The organism is Agrobacterium sp. 10MFCol1.1 (assembly GCF_000381165.1).
Classification (GTDB): domain Bacteria; phylum Pseudomonadota; class Alphaproteobacteria; order Rhizobiales; family Rhizobiaceae; genus Agrobacterium; species Agrobacterium tumefaciens.
In genome coordinates this window covers 237,029-256,859 of the sequence record NZ_KB906078.1, presented here as the reverse complement: position 1 = coordinate 256,859, position 19,831 = coordinate 237,029, and the positions used below count along the sequence as shown (strand labels likewise).

The following is a 19,831-nucleotide window of genomic DNA, read 5'->3' as shown; positions in this document are numbered from 1 at the left end:
ATCAGCAAGTGGAGGAAGACCCATGGTTTGGCAACCGGCCGAAAACCGATATACATCCATGAAATACAATCATTGCGGAAAGACTGGCCTGAAGCTGCCGGCGATCTCTCTCGGGCTGTGGCACAATTTCGGCAACGACACACCGCACCAGACCAAACAGGCCATTTGCCGCCGCGCCTTTGACCTCGGTATTACCCATTTCGATTTGGCCAATAATTACGGCCCACCACCCGGCAGCGCCGAAACTGCCTTCGGCGAAATTCTGAAGACGGATTTTAGAGGCTACCGCGATGAAATGATCATCTCGTCCAAGGCGGGCTATAACATGTGGCCCGGTCCCTACGGTGAATGGGGCAGCCGCAAATATCTGATATCGTCCTGCGACCAGAGCCTGAAGCGCATGGGGCTGGACTACGTCGATATCTTCTACTCCCACCGTTTCGATCCCAACACGCCGCTTGAGGAAACCTGCGGCGCACTGGACCAGATCGTGCGCTCGGGCAAGGCGCTCTATGTCGGCATCTCGTCATACAACTCGAAACGCACCCGTGAGGCCGCCGCGATCCTGAAAGATCTCGGCACGCCCTGCATCATCCACCAGCCGAGCTACTCCATGATCAATCGCTGGATCGAGGAAGACGGTCTGGTCGATACGCTGGAAGATCTTGGCATTGGCTCCATCGTCTTTTCGCCGCTGGCGCAGGGCATGCTGACGACGAAATATCTGGGTGGCGTTCCTGATGGCAGCCGTGCATCGCAGAGCAAGTCACTCAACCCCGCCTTCCTCAACGAGCGCAATGTCGAAAACATCCGCGCGCTCAATCGCATTGCCGAGCGGCGTGGCCAAACGCTCGCGCAGATGGCAATCGCCTGGGTGCTGCGCGGTTGTCGCATCACGTCGGCGCTCATCGGTGCGGGCCGTGTCGAACAGGTCGAGGATTGCGTGAAGGCACTCGACAATGCCGATTTCTCCACAGAGGAGCTTGCGGAAATCGACGGTTACGCGAAGGACGCGGATATCAACCTCTGGGCAAAATCCGCTGAACGCGTTTAATACTTGAAACAGGCTGCCCGGTTTCCAACGGGCAGCCTGATCGACGCAAAAGCTGGACTGAAATCTCCAACAGAAAGATTAACGTCCCCGTCTAACCATTAACAACCATTACATAAATGTAATTTTAAATTCAGTTTCCGTTCATTCGTTTATTCGTAAGTTCTCCTTATCGAAACACGAGAGGAAACATTCATGAAAAAGTTCGTCACCATTCTTCTGGCTGCAACTGTTCTTGCTGCTCCAATGGCCCAGGCACAAAGCCGCCACGACGATCGTCATCGCGGTGTAACCGTCGAGCGTCACACGACCACCAAAAAGGTCATCGTCAAGAAGCACCGTTGGGATCGCGGTCAGCGCCTCTCGCCAGCAGAGCGTCGTCATTTCGTCGACCGCCGCGACTATCGCCGTTACCGCCTGGCAGAGCCGCGTCGCGACCAGCGCTGGGTACGCGTCGACAACCAGTTCCTGCTCATCAACGCCGTCACCGGCCTGATCGTCGGCCTTTCTGCGGCACGCTGAGTAAATCGACGGATGATATGAAAAAGGCCCGCTTGCGCGGGCCTTTTGTCGTTTATCGTTATAGCCGATCAGAAAATGTCGGCGCCGCTGCCCCACGGGCCATGCGGCTTGTCGACACCGTCGGTGCGTTCGAAGCCATGCGCCCCGAAGAAATCGCGCTGCGCCTGAATAAGGTTTGCGCTGCCGCGGGCGCGACGATAGGCGTCGAAATAACCAAGCGCGGAAGCGAGTGCCGAAACCGGCAGACCGGAGAGAACCGCGTAGGAAACGACACGGCGCAGGGCGGCGTCGGTGTCCTTGACGATGCCGGAGAAGGCAGGCGTCACGATGAGGTTGGCCACATGCGGATCCTTGGTGAAGGCCGAGGTGATCTCATCGAGGAATTCTGAGCGGATGATGCAGCCGGCGCGCCAGATGCGGGCGATCGTCGGCATCGGCAGGTTCCAGTTGAACTCCTTCGATGCGGCCGACATGACGGCAAAGCCCTGTGCGTAAGCACCGACCTTGGCGGCCAGAAGCGCGCTTTCCAGATCGGCGATAAAGGCCTTTTTGTCAGCCGGTGCAGCTGCAACGGTCGGCAGGCCGAAGATCTTCTCGGCAGCTTCGCGCTCGTCCTTCTGCGACGACAGGATACGGGCAGCCACGGCGGCCTCAATGGCAGTTGCGGCGACGCCCATGTTCTGCGCCTCGATAACCGACCACTTGCCTGTGCCCTTCTGGCCGGCCTTGTCGAGGATCAGATCGACCATCGGCTTGCCGGTGATCGGATCGGCAGCGCGCAGAACCTTCTCGGTGATTTCGATCAGGTAGGAGTTGAGACGGCCCTTGTTCCATTCACCGAATACATCGGCGATTTCAGACGCACTCATCTTCAGGCCATCACGCAGGATGCCGTAGATTTCGGCGATCATCTGCATGTCGGCATATTCGATGCCGTTATGGATCGTCTTGACGAAATGACCGGCACCGTCGTTGCCGAGCCATGCCACGCACGGATCGTCATTATACTTGGCGGAAATGGAGGTCAGAACCTTCTCGACGCGCTTCCAGCTATCTTCGGTACCGCCGACCATGATCGACGGTCCGTGACGCGCACCTTCTTCACCGCCGGAAACGCCCATGCCGATAAAGGTCAGGCCGCTATCCTTCAGATTGTCGAAACGGCGGATCGTATCGCGGAAATTCGCATTGCCGGCGTCGATCATGATGTCGCCGTTCGAGAGATGCGGCTTCAGAATTTCCATCTGCTGGTCAACTGGATCGCCGGCCTTGATCATGATGATGATCGGGCGCGGAGGACGAATGGCGGCGACGAATTCCTCGATGGTTTCGCAAGGGATCAACTGCCCCTGCAAGTCCCCAGCCTCGGCGTAGAATTTTTTCGTCGCTTCAGGGGTTCGGTTGAATACGGCAATCTTGTTGCCCTTTTCCGCGATGTTCAACGCCAGGTTCGAGCCCATGACGCCGAGACCGATCAAACCGATTTCTGCCTGTTCCACGGATGTGCCTCCATCTTGCTTTTAGGTGGTCGTGTTGTGGCACTGTAATGAACAAACGGCAAGGCTAGGGGCGACTGAAACGATTAAATTTTGATGACGCAAATCAGCTTTGCATATTTGCGACAGGTCGGGGGAAGGTCGTAACCAATGCGCCCCCACTATGAAGGTCGTGGGCGGTCGTCGCCATCGTCCAGCGCCCGCCAGGCAGCGCCGTCCATATCCTCATATTGCCCTGATCGCACCGACCAGAGGAAGGCGAATAGCCCGAGCGCTCCGAGAAACAGGGCGACGGGGATGAGATAGATCAACATATTCATGCCGGTTGCGCCCCCTCGCCCGCAAATCCGGTCGGCACGCTCTGTTGCGCAGAAACGGCTTCAGCCGTTCCGGCAAGACGCAGCGCATTTGCAACAACGATGAGCGACGATGTCGACATGGCGATGGCCGCGATCATCGGCGTCGCATAACCGGCAATCGCAATCGGCACGGCAATGACATTGTAGCCGATGGCAAGCGCGAAGTTCTGCCGGATAAGCCGTCCGGCCCGCCGCGATGTCTCGATGGCGACAGGAACGGCATCCAGATTCTCGTGCATGAACACGAAGTCGGCGGCTTGCCGGCCGATATCGGCGGCGGTTGCCGGTGCCATGGAAACATGTGCTGCAGCCAGCGCCGGCGCATCATTGATACCGTCGCCCACCATCAGAACCTTGCGTCCCTCGCCTGCCAGTGCCCCACAGCGCCCCGCCTTGTCTTTCGGCGACAGGTCCGCGTTCCATTTCGCAATGCCCAGACGCTGCGCCATGGCCTTCACGGCCGGCACCCGGTCCCCGGACACGATTTCCAGCACCAGTCCTTGTACAGAAAGGCTGCGCAGTGCCTGTACGGCGCCAGGACGCGGATTGTCCTCGAAACCGAAACTCGCCAGATACCCGCCGTCAAGCGAAAGCACCACTTCCGATCGCGCGTCGCCGTTTTCCATTTGCGATTCATCCGGGCAGGCAAAACGGCGGTTGCCAAGCCGGTAGGTTCCCGCCGGCGTGAGAGCCTCAACACCGGAACCGGGAATTTCACGCACCGCTTCGTAGACCGGTAAAATTCCGCCATAGGCTGCATGCAGGGCTTTGGACAGCGGATGGCGTGAATGGGCGGCAAGGCCAGCCGCAATCGCCATCGTGGCGGGGTTCACATCGCCGGTTTCCACCAGTCGCGGCTTCCCGACCGTCAAGGTACCTGTCTTGTCGAACAGAACGGTGTCGATTTCGGCCAGTCGCTCCATCGCCGAGCCTTCCTTGACCATGATGCCATGCCGAAAGAGCCGGCCTGCCGCCACAACCTGCACCACCGGAACAGCAAGGCCAAGCGCACATGGGCAGGTGATGATGAGAACCGCAATCGCGATCAGCATCGCCTGCTTCCAGTCACCGCCCAAAACGCCCCAACCGAGAAAGGTCATGAGAGCAAGAAGATGTACGACGGGCGAATAATAGCTCGCGGCACGGTCGGCAATCCGCCGATAGCGCGCCCGCCCCCCTTCCGCCGCCTCCATCAGCCCGATCACTTCCGACAGAAACGAATCCTTTGCCGATGCGGTCACCCGCGCGGCGAGCGAACCGGTGAGATTGAGCGTGCCTGCCTGAAGCAGATCACCCGCCTCCACCCGACGCGGCGCGCTTTCGCCGTTGACAATGGACACGTCGAGATCGCTGCTTCCGCTAATGACCATCGCATCCACCGCCACGCGGTCACCGGCAGCAATCGCAATCGTCATGCCGGGTAGCACATCGCCAAGCGGGCGATATTCCCGCGTTCCGTCCTCACCGACAACGGTTGCGCCGCGTGGTGAAAGCCGGGCCAGGCCCGCAATGGCCGAGCGCGCCCTGTCACGCATGATATGGTCAAGCGTGCGGCCGATCAGCAGGAAGAACAGCAGCGACACGGTCGCGTCAAACCACGCATGTTCGCCATGATGAATCGTCTCCCACAGCGAGATTGCGTAGGATAGCGTGATGGCGAGCGCGATCGGCACATCCATATTGGTGCGCCCGTGCTTCAGCGCATTCCAGGCCGACTGATAGAAGAACCGGCCGCCATAGATCAGCGCCGGCGCGGCGATCATCGCCGAAATCCAGTGGAACATGTCACGCGTCGCTGCATCGGCCCCGGACCAGACGGACACGGACAGCAGCATGATATTGGCGGAAGCAAAGCCGCAGAGCGCCACCGCCCTGATCAGTTGCGAGCGCAACACGTCCGAAGCATCCTGTCCGCTCGCGAAAAGATGCGTCCGGTATCCGGTTGCAAGGATTGCGCGGGCAAGTTCGGCGGGATCTGTCCTGATGCCATCGACATCCTCTTTCCAGACAATCGCCACCCGTTTGGAGGACAGGTTCACGCGCGCCTGCTCCACCTGGCGGAGACGGCGCAGCGCCGTTTCGATGGTGGTGATGCAGGCGCCGCAATAAACGCCGGGCACGCTGAGATCTGTCTGGCGCAGCCCCTGCCCCAGATCGCGGCTTGCCAGCATCAGCTCCTCTGATGATGGTGGGTTGACCGGTTCGCCGAGTTGAAGCGACCCTTCCGTCCCCGGTGCACAGCAGCTCATTGACGCCCCCTGATCACCGCGATCCGCGTGCCTTCATGCACGATGATCCTGCCGTCTTTTACGGCAGTGACCTCGACGATCCATTGGCCGGGCAGCATGTCATGCGGGCCGGTGAAGACCCCGGTAGACACCGGGATCAGCTCCATGTCGAAATTCTGGTGCTCGCCGACCGGCCGGCGAAAACGCGCCGTTACGGTATCCGTATCCACAGGGCCGGTATCTGGATGAAACACCTCGTAGCGCACGGTCTTTTCATTCACCACCAGCCTGCCCTTGATACCGGTCGCGGCCCTTGCCTTGGCGGCCTCGGCCTTGGCGTTGAACTGCTGGCTGGCAACATAGGTATTGGGCACCACCAGCCCGCTCCAGCTGGTGACAGCGTTCCAGGCCATCACCATGTTGACGGTGATGACGATGCCGAAAAACATCACCATAACACCCAGCATATGCCAGCCGGTGAAAATGAAACCGGACGTCTGGCGATTGGTCGTTGTCATTTTTTCACTCCCGGAGCGTTGAAGACGGCGTCGTAACGGGCCGTCTCATGGCCGCCCGTATCGCTGACGATGAATTCGAAATTTTCAGCAGCCCGCGCGACGTGACTGCCCGGCAGGGTGACGAACACCTTCAGCGTTGTCGCCTCGTCCGGTTCCACCATCACCTCGAAGCTGCGAGAGGCTGCATCCGGCACGCCGTTTAACTTCATCACCGCACTTGGAATGCCCTCTATCGTCAGGCTCATTAGGCGCGGTTGCGGCACCATGTTGAGGATGCGAACGGTATAACCGTTGCGGATGGACCCGTTCGATTCCAGCACATATTGCGGGTTGCGGTCGTGCAGCACGTTAAGAGCCAGCCGCTCGCGCGTCACCAGAGCCAACAGCAAGCCGATGCCGACTGCAGCCCATATTGCTGTGTAAAGAAGCGTGCGCGGGCGAAAGACGATGCGCCAGTCGAAATGGCGAATGCTGTTTTTGAACCCGCCGTCCTCGTTGCGCACATTCGCAGGCCGGATTGCGTGCTGGCCGTTGCCGGTCGCAAGCGCCATGTTGGACTGGTATTCGGACAGCGTCGCATAGGCGATCAGCCCGCGTGGCTTACCAATCTTGTCCATCACCCCATCGCAGGCATCGATACAGAGCGCGCAGGTGATACATTCCAGCTGCTGCCCGTCCCTGATGTCGATGCCCATGGGACAGACTGCGACACAAGCATTGCAATCGACGCAATCGCCGACGCTCTCCCCTGTGGCCGCAGCCTTTTTGGCGTGCCTCGTGCGAGGTTCACCGCGCCAGTCATTATAGGTCACGACCAGCGAGTTCTCATCCAGCATCGCCGCCTGAATGCGCGGCCAGGGACACATATAGGTACAGACCTGCTCCCGCATCAGCCCGCCGAAAACATAGGTCGTGGCGGTGAGTATCGCGACGGTCGTATAGGCGATCATCGGTGCCTGCCCCGTCAAGAACTCCCTCGCCAGCGTCGGTGCATCGGCAAAATAGAAGATCCATGCGCCGCCGGTCAGAACGCCGATCACCAGCCAGATTGCGTGTTTCATCACCCGCTTGCGCAGCTTGCCGAACGTGAAAGGTACTGCATCGAGCTTCATGCGGGCATTCCTGTCGCCCTCGATCGCCCGCTCGACGACCAGAAACAGGTCCACCCAGACGGTCTGCGGACAGGTATAACCACACCACGCGCGTCCCACGGCGGAGGTTATGAGAAACAACCCCAGACCCGCCATGACCAGCAATCCCGCGACGAAAAAGAACTCCTGCGGCCAGATTTCGATGAAGAAGAAATAAAAGCGCCGGTTGGCAATATCGATCAGCACCGCCTGGTCGGGCGCATAGGGACCGCGATCCCAGCGCAGAAACGGCGTCAGATAATAAATGCCGAGCGTGACCAGCATAACCAGCCACTTGAACCGCCGGAACCGGCCCTCCGCGCGCTTCGGGAAAATTTTCTTGCGCGCTTCATAAAGGGGTTTACGCGTTTTTGCGGAATTGACAGCCTCCGCTTCCAGCCTTTCGACGGGCTGTTGCGGGCGGTCCTGTCCGACGGGATAGATGTTCATGATTGCAGTCCGTTTTTATCTCCTTGCTTTCTCCCATCTCACCCGCGAAACATCCTTGACTTACATCAAGCGCGGACAAAGTGGCGCAGCCTGCGGCCTGCATTAAAACAGGGAGGATGAGATGCCAGTCATGCAGTCAAAAATAATTCATCTGTCGGTGGAAAAACCATGGAGCCATGTCTTTGATTTCGCCTCCGACCCGCAAAACATGCCGCACTGGGCCGCCGGTCTAGCAGGCGGCCTTAAACCAGACGGCGAGGACTGGATCGCCGATGGCGGCCCGTTGGGTGAGGTCCGCGTCAATTTCGCGCCCTTAAACGAATTCGGCGTGATAGACCACGTCGTGACATTGCCGGATGGCATGAAGGTGTATAACGCGCTGCGGGTAACACCGAATGGCAGCGGTGCCGAAGTCAGCTTTACCCTGCTTCGCCTGCCGGACATGACGGACGAGGATTTCGAACGGGATGCGGAGATGGTCCGGGTCGATCTGGAGAAACTGAAGTCGCTGCTCGAAACGGATTGAAGGATAAAACGATGACCACGAATACGAATGACCGGCGCATCGACTATGTCGAATTCAACGTCGCCGATATCGAGCGCAGCAAGGAATTTTACGGCGGCGCTTTCGGCTGGTCCTTTAGGGATTACGGCCCGCAATATTGCGAGTTTTCCGATGGCCGGCTGACCGGCGGTTTCACCACCACGGCACCTGTGTCAGCCAAGGGTGGACCGCTTGTCATTCTTTACGCCGCCGATATCGAGAATGCGCACCGGCGTGTCGAGGCAGCCGGTGGGCAGATCAGCGTCGCCATATTCACCTTTCCCGGCGGACGCCGTTTTCATTTCACCGATCCGGATGGATACGAACTGGCCGTCTGGTCTGATCGATAAGAAAAAGGGCCGCATCGAGCGGCCCTTTCCATTTGTTGACTGTTACGTTCACTCGCCACCGCCCAGCGAGTGCACGAAGATCGCAAGCTGCTTGACCGTGGTATCACCAAGCCGTTCACCCCAGGCGGGCATGACCCCGTGTTTTGGCGACCGTATCTGCGCAACGATCCCCTGCTCGCCACTGGCCTTCAGCCAGATCGCGTCGGCCAGGTTGGGCGCGCCGAACTCGCGGTTGCCCTTGGCGTTCTCACCGTGGCACGAGGCGCAATTGTCGGCGAAAATCTGTTTACCGGGTTCTACGAGCGCCGGGTTGGAAGGCGTTCCTGTCAGGCTGACCACATAGGCGGCGACCTCGCGGATTTCCTCGGACTTGAGGATATCGCCGAAGGCCGGCATTTCCGACAGGCGCGTATCGGGATCGTCGGCAAAACGAATGCCGTGCTTTACCGTCGTATAGATATCCTCGACGCTGCCTCCCCACATCCAGTCATCGTCGTTGAGGTTGGGGTATCCCTGCCCGCCTTCCGCACCCGAACCGTGACACTGGATGCAATTGACCTTGAAGGCGGCAGCACCGCCGGAAAGGGCAAATTGCCTTAGCGTCGGATCGGCCTCAATCTCGGCGAGCGAGGAACTGGCGATTCTGTCGGAATAGACGCTCTGCGCCTGTTTGGCGTCCGCCATATCGGCGGCGATCTCGGAACGGCTGCTCCAGCCGAGCAACCCTTGCGTTGCGCCATTGATCAGCGGCCATGCCGGATAGGCGATGGTGTAGCCGATGGCCCAGAGGATCGTGAAGTAGAAGGTCCAGACCCACCAGCGCGGCATCGGATTGTTAAGCTCGCGAATACCGTCCCATTCATGGCCGGTGGTTTCGACGCCGCTGATGTCATCAATGTGTTTTTCGGACATATCCTAGTCCTCCTTAAGCGGAATGCTGGCGGCGTCGTCCGCAGCTTTTTTCGATCCGGGACGAAGGGTGAAAACGACGACGCCGGCGAAGAACAGGGTCATGGCAAGCAGGCCCCAGCTATCGGCGAAGTGGCGCATGGCCGTGTAGGTTTCCATCGTGTCGCCTCCTCACCGATATCCGGCGGCATCGTCATAGGTCGAGAAATCGACCAGCGTGCCGAGCATCTGCAGATAGGCAACCAGCGCATCCATTTCGGTAAGCTTGGCTGGATCGCCATCGAAATCGCCGACTTTCGCTTTCGGGTAACGCGCCAGAAGCTCGGTCGTATCGGCGTTCGGATCGGCCTGCGCGTGAAGATCAGCCGCTGATTTCTCGATCATCTCGTCGCTATAGGGCACGCCAACGGCGCGGTTAGCCTTCAGCTCCATCGAGATATCCGTAATCTTCAACGGCGTGGTTTTGAGTAACGCGTAGGACGGCATGATCGACTCCGGCACGACGGAGCGCGGATCGGCCAGATGCTGCACGTGCCATTCATTCGAATAGCGGTCGCCCACGCGTGCGAGGTCCGGCCCCGTGCGCTTGGAACCCCACTGGAACGGGTGGTCGTACATGGATTCCGCCGCCAGGCTGTAATGCCCGTAACGCTCCACCTCGTCGCGGAACGGCCGGATCATCTGGCTGTGGCAGACATAACATCCCTCTCGGATGTAGATGTTGCGCCCGGCCAGTTCGAGCGGCGAGTAGGGCCGCATGCCCTCCACCTTCTCGATGGTGTTTTCGAGATAGAAAAGCGGCGCGATTTCCACGATACCGCCGATTGAGACGACGAGCAGCGAACCGACCAGAAGCAGAGTGGCGTTGCGTTCGATGACGCCGTGTTTGTCGAGTATGGACATCGGCCTCTCCTTATTCAGCGGGCTGCAGCGAAGGTGCGGCGTCATTGCGGACGCCCTCCTCGCGTTGATGACCGAGGATGGTCATCGTGACGTTGTAGGCCATGATCAGCGCGCCACTGAGGAACATCAGGCCACCCAGCGCACGCATCACGTAATAGGGGAACAGCGCTGCGACCGATTCCGCGAAGGAATAGACGAGGAAACCCTGCGTATCGTATTCGCGCCACATCAAGGCCTGCTGGATGCCGGCCACCCACATCACGGCGGCGTAGATGACGATGCCGATCGTGGCGAGCCAGAAGTGCCAGTTGACCAGTTGCAGGCTGTAGAGACGATCCCTGCCCCACAGTTTCGGCGTCAGATAATATATGGCACCGAAGGTGATCATGCCGTTCCAGCCGAGAGCGCCGGAATGCACATGGCCGATGGTCCAGTCGGTATAGTGGCTGAGCGAGTTGACGGCCTTGATCGACATCATCGGACCCTCGAAGGTCGCCATGCCGTAGAAGGCCACCGCCATTACCATCATACGCACGATGGGATCGGTGCGGATCTTGTCCCATGCGCCCGAAAGCGTCATCAGGCCGTTGATCATGCCGCCCCAGGACGGCATCCACAGCATGATCGAGAACACCATGCCGAGCGTCTGCGCCCAGTCCGGCAACGCCGTATAGTGCAGATGGTGCGGACCGGCCCAGATATACATGAAGATCAAAGCCCAGAAGTGGATGATCGACAGGCGGTAGGAATAGACCGGGCGGTTCACCTGCTTGGGAATGAAATAATACATCATGCCGAGGAAGCCGGCGGTGAGGAAAAAGCCGACGGCGTTATGGCCGTACCACCATTGCGTCAGCGCATCCTGCACGCCCGAGAAAGCGGAGTAGCTCTTGACGCCGAGGAACGACACCGGAATGGCGAGGTTGTTGACGATATGCAGCATGGCGATCGTCACGATGAAGCTCAGATAGAACCAGTTTGCCACATAGATATGCGGCTCCTTGCGCGTGAGGATCGTGCCGAGAAATGCAAGGAGATAGGCGACCCAGACGATCGTCAGCCAGATATCGACATACCATTCCGGCTCGGCATATTCGCGGCCCTGCGTGATACCAAGCAGATAGCCAGTGGCAGCCATGACGATGAAGAGGTTGTAGCCCCAAAATACGAACCAGCCCAGATTGCCGCCGAACAGGCGCGAGCGACAGGTTCTCTGCACCACGTAAAATGACGTGGCAATCAGCGCATTTCCCCCGAAAGCGAAGATCACCGCGGAGGTGTGCAGCGGCCGCATCCGGCCGAAATTGAAATAGGGCGCGATGTTGAGATCGGGAAAGGCAAGCTGAAGCGCCACCACGACCCCGACCAGAAACCCGACCACGCCCCAGAACACGGTAGCGACGACGCCGTATTTCACGACCTCATCGAAATATTCGGATTTCAGCCGGGCGCGCGCGGCCTGATCGACAGGCGCGAAAGAAACACGGCGCAGCAGAAGCACCGTGCTGACCAGAAGCGTAAAGAACAGCATCCACATATGGGCGGCGAAAAGACTGTCGTGAGCGAAAGCAGCCCCGAGCAGCGCGAGAAAAGCCCCAAGGGCCACGATCGCGGTTTCTAACGTGTAATTCATTGTTGGTTTCCCCCAACGTGCAAGCAGACCGACGAAAGGCTTGGCGCGCGCTTTACGAAGCGGAAACGGGCCTTTGCATCGGTTGGAGCATTGCCACCGGCGTGGGGAAGCCACCTTGATCCAGATCAAGAAAGAGAAGCTGTCGCAGCACCGGCAAAACCGAGCCGGGATTTGGCGATAAGAAGTACGTAGAAACTGAAAGAACGGACGCCGACGCGCGACACCGGCTTTATAGGGCTTGCGTCAGCCCTTCATTTTCAGCGGCAGCCCGGCTGCGACGAAATAGACTTCATCGACGATGGCCGCGACGCGCTGGTGTAACCTTCCGGCGTGATCGCGGAATTCGCGCGCCATGCGGTTTTCCGGCACAATGCCAAGGCCGACCTCGTTAGAGACGAGAATCAGTTTCGCCTTGGTGGACGCGATTGCCGCTGCCAGCGTGGCGAACGCCGTCTCGATATCGGCGTTCTCCATCATCAGATTGGTGAGCCACAATGTCAGGCAGTCGATCAGGATGACATTGTCCGGCGCATCCAGCCGTGCGAGCACGGCAGCGATATCAACGGGCGCCTCGTGTGTCGTCCACTCCTCGCCGCGCCGGGCCCGATGATGGTCGATGCGATCGCGCATCTCGTCATCCCATGCCCGGCCGGTGGCCAGATAATGCAGGCGCCCGTCGGCTTTGCCCGCAAGGTCCTCGGCAAAACGGGACTTGCCGGAGCGCGCGCCGCCTAGAATGAAAACGGAGCGGTTTTTATCTGTCATAAAGAACCTGGAAGAAAAGAAAAAGACGGACCGGCATCATTGCGGTGTCGCAAGCCAGAGACAGCCGTACATGAAGGGAACGATTCGTAGAAAAAGGCGTCCCCCGGTTACTCACGCCGGACTGCCGATGATACCGGGTCGGAGACGACAAAACCTGTCCGCACGATGCGGGACATTGACAGCCTTGGCAACTCCGGATGCCGGAAACACCGGTCCTGACAAAAAGCTAGGTGCGAACGGTCATTCTGTCAATCGGCGCGCGGTGTCTACGAAAAATCAAGCGGAACCGGTACGCAAAACCTTGACCCGGAACCGGCAGACCTTTCCGTCCGCGACGGGATTGATAAAGCCACTTGGTTACCGGAACGTTAGCAGAAAACGAAATGACGAAGCTGCAACGCGGCGGGAGAATGTTTGCCCATGGAGGCCACTGCCATTGCCTTGCCATGGCCTTCAAATCAATATGGCCGCGAAGATTCGCAAACAGCAAGGTGACCTGCCCGTGATGACCGTCATGGACTATATCTCGATCGTCGTTTTTATCGTGTTATGGGCCACCTATACCCACCTCACGACGGGAACGACGCTGTTTTCGCGAACCAGCCTCAATCAGGCGATGGCGGAGCGTCGACGCGACTGGATTTACAATTCTCTCAAGCGCGACTTGAAGATGATCGACACGCAGATCATGGCGGGTTTGCAGAATGGTACCGCTTTTTTCGCGTCTACCTCGATCTTTGCCATCGGCGGCTGCTTTGCTCTTCTGGGGGCGACAGATCGGGTCGAAACCGTGTTTCGCGACCTGCCCTTCGTGCAGTATGCCGGGCGCACGGCCTTTGAACTGAAGGTCATGGGGCTAACCTGCCTTTTCGGCTACTCGTTTTTCAAGTTCGGCTGGTCCTACCGCCTGTTCAATTATTGCACGATCCTGTTCGGTGCCATACCCATGGTCCATGATGTCAACGCGGATCGCGACGCTGCCGAGCGTGCCGCTGAAAACGTCATAAAGATGAACATCATCGCTGCTAAGAACTTCAATGATGGGCTGCGGACGATCTTCCTGTCGATCGGTTATCTCGGCTGGTTCATCAGCCCCTATGTCTTCATCGCAAGCACGGTCATCATCATAGTGGCGCTGTTGCGCCGCCAGTTCTTCTCCGAGGCACGCCGCGCCATCATGGACAGGCCCGGGCCTTGAAATAGCCTTACTTCACGGGCCAAGCCCTTGAGTAGACAACGGCTTCAGACAGCTGAAACAGCGGGAATTATGGAAACAGAAACAGCTGCAATCGACACCCGCCGCAAAGGCCGCATGGGCGGTCTCGATACACTGCGCGGGCTGGCGCTCATCGCCATGGCGTCTTATCACTTCACGTGGAATCTGGAGTATTTCGGCTATCTGGAGCCGGGTACGGCAACCACCGGCCTGTGGAAGCTTTATGCGCGCGCCATTGCAAGCTCGTTCCTGTTCCTCGCCGGTTTCAGCCTGTTTCTCGCCCATGGCAAAGCCATAAACTGGCCGTCCTTCGGCAAGCGTTTTGCAATGGTGGCGGGCTCGGCGCTGCTCATCACCATCGCTACCTATGTCGCCTTTCCGGATAGCTTCATCTTTTTCGGAATCCTGCACAACATAGCCGCTGCAAGCATTGTCGGGCTGCTGTTCCTGCGGGCACCCCCGCTGGTGACGCTGCTTTTCGCGGCTCTTGCCTTTGCGCTGCCGCAATACGTCCAGTCGGATTTTTTCAACAGCAAATGGCTGGCATGGGTCGGTTTCTCCACCATGCCGCCGCGCTCGAACGATTATGTGCCGCTCTTGCCGTGGCTTGCGCCCTTTCTTGCCGGACTTGCGGTTTCGCAATTCGTCACACCGCGCAGCTGGCTGGACCGTTTTCGCAACCCAAGCTCTCCCCGCAATCTGATAGCAACAGCGGGCCGTCACAGCCTTGCCTTTTACCTCATTCATCAGCCGGCGCTGATTGGCCTCGTCTACGCGGTATCACTTGTGGCACCGCCTCCTCCTGTCGACCAGGTGGAGCTTTACAAATCGAGCTGTGAAAAAAGCTGCGTCCAGCAGGCTAACGGCCAGGAATTGTGCCAACGTTTCTGCGGCTGCACGCTTGAAAAGCTGCAGGCAGAAAGCCTGTTTGACATCATGATGGAAGGCAAGCTCAGCGCCGAGCAGCAGACGAAGGTCAGCGACGTGGCGCAACAGTGCACGGTTGAGGCGCAATAAAGGACGACACACGTCAATCCACGCTCTGCGTCATCCTCGGGCTTGACTCGAGGATCTATCCACGTCGCGTAAAATCAAAAGCATGACGAAGTGAGAGGTTTTCCTCTCCGCGGGAAATCCAGGGCCATCACGTCAAGCGCAACGGCGGGAAACCTGCATCAGGTCCCTACGCCGATTTCGGCAAGGCGCGTGAGGCAGGCCTCTTCGACATTGTCGAGTTCAGCCAGCGTCTCTTCGATGTCCTTGCGCTTTTGCCTGAGATCGGCGCGCTTCTCATCGACCTTCTTCATCAGAAGCACAAGCTGGCCTGATTCGCCCGGCGGCTCCTTGTAGACGTGAATGATCTCACGAATTTCTGCGATCGTGAAACCGATACGGCGGCCGCGCAGGATTTCCTGAATGAGACGCCGATCCGCAGACCTGAAAAGCCTCGTACGCCCGCGTCGCTCAGGGTGAATGAGGCCCTCATCCTCGTAGAATCGCAAGGTGCGGGTGGAAACACCGAATTCGCGCGTCAGTTCGGTTATGCTATAATACTTGTCCAAGGGCCTATCCGATTCATAACCGGACAATTATTATTTGACCTTCACGTAAAAGTCAATTTTCCTGCCGCTTTCGCCTGTTCGGGCCTATCCCGAAATACCGTACCACCAGGTAGCGATGCCCAGAAACGAAAAAAAGCCGACAATGTCCGTTACCGCCGTCACGAAGACAGCAGAGGAAACGGCGGGGTCTGCCCCGAACCTGTCGAGAACCAGCGGAATGAGAATACCTGCCAGCGCCGCCGCCAGCATGTTGAGACACATGGCGGCAGCAATGATGCCGCCGATATGGACATCCTGGAACCACACGCCTGCAACGATGCCGATGGCACAGCCGAACAACAACCCGTTCAGGATGCCAACGCCCGCTTCACGCCTGATAATGCGGGCAGCGTTGTGAATATCTAGGCTTTTGGTAGCCAGCGCCCGCACGGACACGGTCATGGTCTGCGATCCGGCATTGCCGCCCATGCCGGCAACCGTCGGCATCAAAATCGCCAGCGCAATGATCTGCTGGATCGTCGCATCGAAAAGGCTGATGACGGAGGCAGACAGAAAGGCGGTAAGGAGGTTGACCGCAAGCCACGGCACACGCGAGCGCGAGGTGCTGGTGATGCTGTCAGACAGTTCTTCGTCGCCCACACCGCCAAGGCGCAGCAAATCCTCTTCGGCTTCTTCCTGAATGACGTCGACTACGTCATCGATGGTGAGCACGCCAACCAGACGGCCGTTATTGTCCACCACGGCGGCGGATAGAAGGTCGTATTGTTCGAAAAGCTGCGCCGCTTCTTCCTGGTCCATTTCGGCCGGAATGGAGTGGTTGGTCTCGTGCATGATCGTTTCGATCTTCACCTGACGCTTGGCGCGCAGCACCTTGTCGAGATCGAGAGCGCCGACAAGCTTGAACGTGGGGTCGATGACGAAGATCTGCGTGAAGGAATCCGGTAACTCCTCCTCCTCACGCAGATAATCAATGGTCTGTCCCACGGTCCAGAACGGCGGCACGGCAACGAATTCCGTCTGCATGCGACGGCCGGCAGAGCTTTCCGGATAATCCAGCGCCCGCATCAGCCGCACCCGTTCGGTGAACGGGAGTTGCGAGAGGATGTCCTCGCGGTCCTCGTCGTCGAGATCCTCGAGAATGTAGACGGCGTCGTCCGAATCCAGTTCGCCGATACCGGCAGCGATCTGCTCATTCGACATCTGGTCGACGATATCGAGACGGATGCCTTCATCCACCTCGGTCAGCGCCGTCATGTCAAAATCGGAACCCAGCAACCGCACGAGCGCGTGGCGCTGCTCCGGCATGATCGACTCCAGCACGTCGCCGAGTTCAGACTCATGCAGCCGCGCCACATTCTTGCGCAGGAAAAGCAGATCGCGGTCGGCAATCGCCGCCCCCACCATCGCCAGAAAGTCGGATCGGACAGAGCCGTCCTCGGCGTAGATATCGGAGGGTGCCTCTGTCGGTTTCAACTCTTCGGGCGCGAGAAGATCGTCGTCACGGTCTGTCATCTGGCGTCCCCTTCTTTAAATGCCGCAGTGCACGAATTTGCAGGCAGAATGGCGTTAAAAAGTATATTGTCAACAACCGGATAGGTGAAAAACAACGGGCTTCGGAACTGCGACGAAAATGGCATGGAGCGCCCTTTCGCAAGACCATGATCGAAGAGCGCAGCACTCCATGATCATGCAGCCGCAGACACTGCACCTCAATCCGCACAACGTCCGGAAAGCCCTTGCCGTTCCGTCGGAACCGATAAGATAGAGATTGACATATGTCGTCCATAGACGATTCTGAAAGAGCTTTTTTATATATGATTGGCCGTTGCCAAACGGTAAGTATCCCTGGGCGGCCAGGAAAATTTCAGGAAAATCACGACAATGAGCAAGACAGATTTCATCGGCAAGGCTTCCGCCGCCGCAGGTGGCTGGGGCGCGCTTAAAAGCGTTGGCAAACGGCTGATGGAATCCGGCGCGCCGATTTCCGGCGCACGCACGCTGCTGAAGGCAAACCAGCCGGATGGATTCGATTGCCCGGGCTGCGCATGGGGCGATCCGGAGCATGGCTCTTCCTTCGAATTCTGCGAAAACGGCGTCAAGGCGGTCGCTTGGGAAGCGACGGAAGCCCGGGTGCCGCCGGATTTTTTCGCCACCCGCACCGTCTCCGAACTGCGCCGCTGGTCTGACTACGATCTGGAAAAGCAGGGCCGCCTCACCCACCCGATGCGTTACGACCGGGCGAGCGACAAATATCTGCCGGTCTCCTGGGACGACGCCTTTGCCGAAATCGGCGGCGTTCTCAATAGCCTCGACAGTCCGGACCGGGCGGAATTCTACACATCCGGCCGCGCCTCCAACGAGGCAGCCTTCATCTATCAATTGATGGTTCGGCTTTACGGCACGAACAATTTTCCCGACTGCTCCAACATGTGCCACGAGGCAAGCGGTGTCGGCCTGAAAGCCTCGATCGGCGTCGGCAAGGGCACGGTGCTCCTGGAAGACTTCGAGCAGGCAGACGCGATCTTCGTAATTGGCCAAAATCCCGGCACGAACCACCCGCGCATGCTGGGCGACCTGCGCCGGGCAGCGCTTCGCGGCGCGAAAATCGTCGTCCTCAATCCAATCAAGGAAAAGGGGCTGGAGCGCTTCGCCGATCCGCAGGACAAGATCGAGATGATCACCGGCGGCAACACCAAGATCGCCACGAATTATTACCAGCCCCGGCAAGGCGGCGACATGGCGGTGGTGCGCGGCATGAGCAAGGCGATCTTTGCAGCCGACGACGCCGCAAGGACTGCCGGAGAATCTGCCATCATCGATTACGACTTCATCGGCGAACATGCGGTCGAGTTCGAGGCTTATCGTGATGCCGTCGAGGCGACCAGTTGGGAAAGCATTCTCGACCAGTCCGGCCTCACCCGCGCAGAAATCGAAGAAGCCGCCCGCATCTACATGAATGCCGGCTCCGTCATCGCCACCTGGGCCATGGGCGTCACCCAGCATCGCCACTCCGTCATCATGGTTCGCGAAATCACCAACTTCATGTTGCTGCGCGGCAATATCGGCCGCCCCGGTGCCGGTCTTTGCCCGGTACGCGGCCATTCCAACGTTCAGGGTGACCGCACGGTCGGTATCGATGAAAAAGCGCCGCCGGCGCTGCTAGATGCACTGGAAAAAGAACTCGGCGTCGCCATGCCGCGCAAACCCGGCCACAACACCGTCGAAGCAGTAGCCGCCATGCTGGATGGCAAGGCGCAAACCTTCATCGCGCTCGGCGGCAACTTCATGCGGGCAACGCCCGACAGTCCGCTGATCGTCAAGGCTTTTGAAAATCAGAAACTGACGGTCAATATCGCCACCAAGCTCAACCATTCGCATCTGGTGCCGGGCGAAATCTCCTTCGTGCTGCCCTGCCTTGGCCGAACGGAAATCGACCGTAATTCTGCCGGCAAGCCGCAGATCGTCACGGTCGAGGATTCCATGAGCATGGTGCATGGTTCCGGCGGCATCAATCCGCCAGTCTCGGAAGAACTACGCTCCGAAGTCGCCATCGTTGCCGGCATTGCGCAAGCGACCCTTGGCAATGCGCAGGTCGACTGGAAAGCGCTTGCCGAGGATTACGATCTCATCCGAGACATGATCGAGCGGGTCATCCCCGGTTTCGACAATTTCAACGAACGCGTCCGCGTGCCGCGCGGTTTTCGCCTGCGCAATACGGCCTCCGAACGGGAATGGAACACGCCGGCAAAAAAGGCCGTCTTTTATAGCGGCCCGCTTCCCGAACAGACCGAGCATCAGCAGGCGCTCACGGGCGACAATCTTTTCGTTCTGCAGACATTCCGCAGCCACGACCAATACAACACCACGATTTACGGCATGGACGACCGTTATCGCGGCGTTTATGGCGAACGCCAGGTCATCTTCATGAATCCTGCGGATATGGAGGCGCTGGGCGCCCACTCCCGCCAGCGCGTCGATGTCATCGGCGAATATGGCGATGGCGTGGAGCGGATCGCCCAAAATTTCCGGTTGGTCCCCTACAATATTCCGCGCGGCAGTGTCGGCGGATATTATCCCGAACTGAACGTGCTGGTGCCGCTGTCAAGCTATGGCGAAGGCAGCTTCACGCCAACGTCGAAATCGGTACTCGTCTCCTTCCGCCTGCTTGCCGGTTCCGCCTCTTGAACAGGATGGC

19 protein-coding genes are annotated in these 19,831 nt (G+C 58.8%); 7 read left to right on the top strand and 12 right to left on the bottom strand.

Annotated elements, in window-relative coordinates:
* Positions 1-22: 22 nt before the first annotated feature.
* Both mgrA and F617_RS0118345 read left to right on the top strand, forming a co-directional pair.
* On the top strand, positions 23-1,054 hold the full coding sequence (mgrA, locus tag F617_RS0118350; protein ID WP_019566254.1) for an L-glyceraldehyde 3-phosphate reductase: 1,032 nt from the start codon (positions 23-25) through the stop codon (positions 1,052-1,054).
* Between the two features lie 192 nt (positions 1,055-1,246).
* A complete protein-coding gene (locus tag F617_RS0118345; protein ID WP_003515287.1) occupies positions 1,247-1,573 on the top strand; it encodes an RcnB family protein in 327 nt (108 codons plus the stop codon).
* A 68-nt stretch (positions 1,574-1,641) separates the two neighbouring features.
* Here the strand turns inward: F617_RS0118345 and gndA are convergent, their stop codons facing one another.
* The 5 genes from gndA to ccoG all read right to left on the bottom strand — a co-directional run bounded on the left by gndA (position 1,642) and on the right by ccoG (position 7,754).
* Entirely contained in the window at positions 1,642-3,072 is a 1,431-nt protein-coding gene (gene gndA, locus F617_RS0118340; protein ID WP_003515289.1) for an NADP-dependent phosphogluconate dehydrogenase, read from the bottom strand.
* 158 nt (positions 3,073-3,230) lie between these two features.
* The gene (gene ccoS, locus F617_RS0118335) at positions 3,231-3,389 is read right to left on the bottom strand and encodes a cbb3-type cytochrome oxidase assembly protein CcoS (RefSeq protein ID WP_003515291.1); all 159 of its coding nucleotides are present in this window, start codon (positions 3,387-3,389) and stop codon (positions 3,231-3,233) included.
* A complete protein-coding gene (locus F617_RS0118330; RefSeq protein ID WP_026330934.1) occupies positions 3,386-5,677 on the bottom strand; it encodes a cation-translocating P-type ATPase in 2,292 nt (763 codons plus the stop codon). The genes ccoS and F617_RS0118330 overlap by 4 nt, the downstream gene beginning before the upstream one ends.
* On the bottom strand, positions 5,674-6,174 hold the full coding sequence (locus F617_RS0118325; RefSeq protein WP_019566252.1) for a FixH family protein: 501 nt from the start codon (positions 6,172-6,174) through the stop codon (positions 5,674-5,676). The genes F617_RS0118330 and F617_RS0118325 overlap by 4 nt, the downstream gene beginning before the upstream one ends.
* Positions 6,171-7,754 carry a cytochrome c oxidase accessory protein CcoG gene (ccoG, locus tag F617_RS0118320; protein ID WP_019566251.1) on the bottom strand — a complete coding sequence of 528 codons (1,584 nt, stop codon included), beginning with the start codon at positions 7,752-7,754 and terminating at the stop codon, positions 6,171-6,173. The genes F617_RS0118325 and ccoG overlap by 4 nt, the downstream gene beginning before the upstream one ends.
* 121 nt (positions 7,755-7,875) lie before the next feature.
* On the opposite strand from ccoG, the gene F617_RS0118310 reads away from it, so the two are divergent.
* A complete protein-coding gene (locus F617_RS0118310; protein WP_019566249.1) occupies positions 7,876-8,280 on the top strand; it encodes a polyketide cyclase in 405 nt (134 codons plus the stop codon).
* 11 nt (positions 8,281-8,291) lie between these two features.
* A complete protein-coding gene (locus F617_RS0118305) occupies positions 8,292-8,648 on the top strand; it encodes a VOC family protein (protein ID WP_026330933.1) in 357 nt (118 codons plus the stop codon).
* 48 nt (positions 8,649-8,696) lie between these two features.
* On the opposite strand, the gene ccoP is transcribed toward F617_RS0118305, so the two are convergent.
* The 5 genes from ccoP to cobU all read right to left on the bottom strand — a co-directional run bounded on the left by ccoP (position 8,697) and on the right by cobU (position 12,858).
* The gene (gene ccoP / locus F617_RS0118300) at positions 8,697-9,560 is read right to left on the bottom strand and encodes a cytochrome-c oxidase, cbb3-type subunit III (protein WP_003515305.1); all 864 of its coding nucleotides are present in this window, start codon (positions 9,558-9,560) and stop codon (positions 8,697-8,699) included.
* 3 nt (positions 9,561-9,563) lie between these two features.
* The gene (locus F617_RS0118295; RefSeq protein ID WP_003502810.1) at positions 9,564-9,716 is read right to left on the bottom strand and encodes a CcoQ/FixQ family Cbb3-type cytochrome c oxidase assembly chaperone; all 153 of its coding nucleotides are present in this window, start codon (positions 9,714-9,716) and stop codon (positions 9,564-9,566) included.
* Positions 9,717-9,728: 12 nt separating this feature from the next.
* A complete protein-coding gene (gene ccoO / locus F617_RS0118290; RefSeq protein WP_019566247.1) occupies positions 9,729-10,460 on the bottom strand; it encodes a cytochrome-c oxidase, cbb3-type subunit II in 732 nt (243 codons plus the stop codon).
* A gap of 10 nt (positions 10,461-10,470) precedes the next feature.
* Positions 10,471-12,093, bottom strand: a complete 1,623-nt coding sequence (gene ccoN / locus F617_RS0118285) for a cytochrome-c oxidase, cbb3-type subunit I (protein ID WP_019566246.1) — start codon at positions 12,091-12,093, stop codon at positions 10,471-10,473.
* Positions 12,094-12,336: 243 nt separating this feature from the next.
* The gene (gene cobU / locus F617_RS0118275) at positions 12,337-12,858 is read right to left on the bottom strand and encodes a bifunctional adenosylcobinamide kinase/adenosylcobinamide-phosphate guanylyltransferase (RefSeq protein ID WP_019566244.1); all 522 of its coding nucleotides are present in this window, start codon (positions 12,856-12,858) and stop codon (positions 12,337-12,339) included.
* Between the two features lie 505 nt (positions 12,859-13,363).
* Here cobU and F617_RS0118270 point away from each other — a divergent pair.
* Positions 13,364-14,056, top strand: coding sequence for a DUF599 domain-containing protein (locus F617_RS0118270; RefSeq protein WP_013636176.1), 693 nt, complete (start codon positions 13,364-13,366; stop codon positions 14,054-14,056).
* Positions 14,057-14,125: 69 nt separating this feature from the next.
* Positions 14,126-15,091 (top strand): heparan-alpha-glucosaminide N-acetyltransferase, encoded by a 966-nt coding sequence (locus F617_RS0118265; RefSeq protein WP_019566243.1) that lies wholly within the window; start codon positions 14,126-14,128, stop codon positions 15,089-15,091.
* A gap of 158 nt (positions 15,092-15,249) precedes the next feature.
* Here F617_RS0118265 and F617_RS0118260 read toward each other — a convergent pair whose 3' ends face one another.
* Both F617_RS0118260 and mgtE read right to left on the bottom strand, forming a co-directional pair.
* On the bottom strand, positions 15,250-15,636 hold the full coding sequence (locus F617_RS0118260) for a MerR family DNA-binding transcriptional regulator (protein WP_003515319.1): 387 nt from the start codon (positions 15,634-15,636) through the stop codon (positions 15,250-15,252).
* An 84-nt stretch (positions 15,637-15,720) separates the two neighbouring features.
* On the bottom strand, positions 15,721-17,148 hold the full coding sequence (gene mgtE / locus F617_RS0118255) for a magnesium transporter (protein WP_013636179.1): 1,428 nt from the start codon (positions 17,146-17,148) through the stop codon (positions 15,721-15,723).
* 369 nt (positions 17,149-17,517) lie between these two features.
* Between mgtE and F617_RS0118250 the strand changes: the two genes are divergently transcribed.
* Positions 17,518-19,821: an FdhF/YdeP family oxidoreductase gene (locus F617_RS0118250; RefSeq protein ID WP_019566242.1), complete on the top strand. Its 2,304-nt coding sequence runs from the start codon at positions 17,518-17,520 to the stop codon at positions 19,819-19,821.
* The last annotated feature ends 10 nt before the right edge of the window (positions 19,822-19,831 follow it).

What these genes read in the sequence shown, in the direction of transcription:
- mgrA (WP_019566254.1), top strand. Translation starts at nt 23, where the DNA reads ATGGTTTGGCAACCGGCCGAAAACCGATATACATCCATGAAATACAAT.
- F617_RS0118345 (WP_003515287.1), top strand. Translation starts at nt 1,247, where the DNA reads ATGAAAAAGTTCGTCACCATTCTTCTGGCTGCAACTGTTCTTGCTGCT.
- ccoS (WP_003515291.1), bottom strand. Translation starts at nt 3,389, where the DNA reads ATGAATATGTTGATCTATCTCATCCCCGTCGCCCTGTTTCTCGGAGCG.
- F617_RS0118330 (WP_026330934.1), bottom strand. Translation starts at nt 5,677, where the DNA reads ATGAGCTGCTGTGCACCGGGGACGGAAGGGTCGCTTCAACTCGGCGAA.
- F617_RS0118325 (WP_019566252.1), bottom strand. Translation starts at nt 6,174, where the DNA reads ATGACAACGACCAATCGCCAGACGTCCGGTTTCATTTTCACCGGCTGG.
- ccoG (WP_019566251.1), bottom strand. Translation starts at nt 7,754, where the DNA reads ATGAACATCTATCCCGTCGGACAGGACCGCCCGCAACAGCCCGTCGAA.
- F617_RS0118310 (WP_019566249.1), top strand. Translation starts at nt 7,876, where the DNA reads ATGCCAGTCATGCAGTCAAAAATAATTCATCTGTCGGTGGAAAAACCA.
- F617_RS0118305 (WP_026330933.1), top strand. Translation starts at nt 8,292, where the DNA reads ATGACCACGAATACGAATGACCGGCGCATCGACTATGTCGAATTCAAC.
- ccoP (WP_003515305.1), bottom strand. Translation starts at nt 9,560, where the DNA reads ATGTCCGAAAAACACATTGATGACATCAGCGGCGTCGAAACCACCGGC.
- F617_RS0118295 (WP_003502810.1), bottom strand. Translation starts at nt 9,716, where the DNA reads ATGGAAACCTACACGGCCATGCGCCACTTCGCCGATAGCTGGGGCCTG.
- ccoO (WP_019566247.1), bottom strand. Translation starts at nt 10,460, where the DNA reads ATGTCCATACTCGACAAACACGGCGTCATCGAACGCAACGCCACTCTG.
- ccoN (WP_019566246.1), bottom strand. Translation starts at nt 12,093, where the DNA reads ATGAATTACACGTTAGAAACCGCGATCGTGGCCCTTGGGGCTTTTCTC.
- cobU (WP_019566244.1), bottom strand. Translation starts at nt 12,858, where the DNA reads ATGACAGATAAAAACCGCTCCGTTTTCATTCTAGGCGGCGCGCGCTCC.
- F617_RS0118270 (WP_013636176.1), top strand. Translation starts at nt 13,364, where the DNA reads ATGACCGTCATGGACTATATCTCGATCGTCGTTTTTATCGTGTTATGG.
- F617_RS0118265 (WP_019566243.1), top strand. Translation starts at nt 14,126, where the DNA reads ATGGAAACAGAAACAGCTGCAATCGACACCCGCCGCAAAGGCCGCATG.
- mgtE (WP_013636179.1), bottom strand. Translation starts at nt 17,148, where the DNA reads ATGACAGACCGTGACGACGATCTTCTCGCGCCCGAAGAGTTGAAACCG.
- F617_RS0118250 (WP_019566242.1), top strand. Translation starts at nt 17,518, where the DNA reads ATGAGCAAGACAGATTTCATCGGCAAGGCTTCCGCCGCCGCAGGTGGC.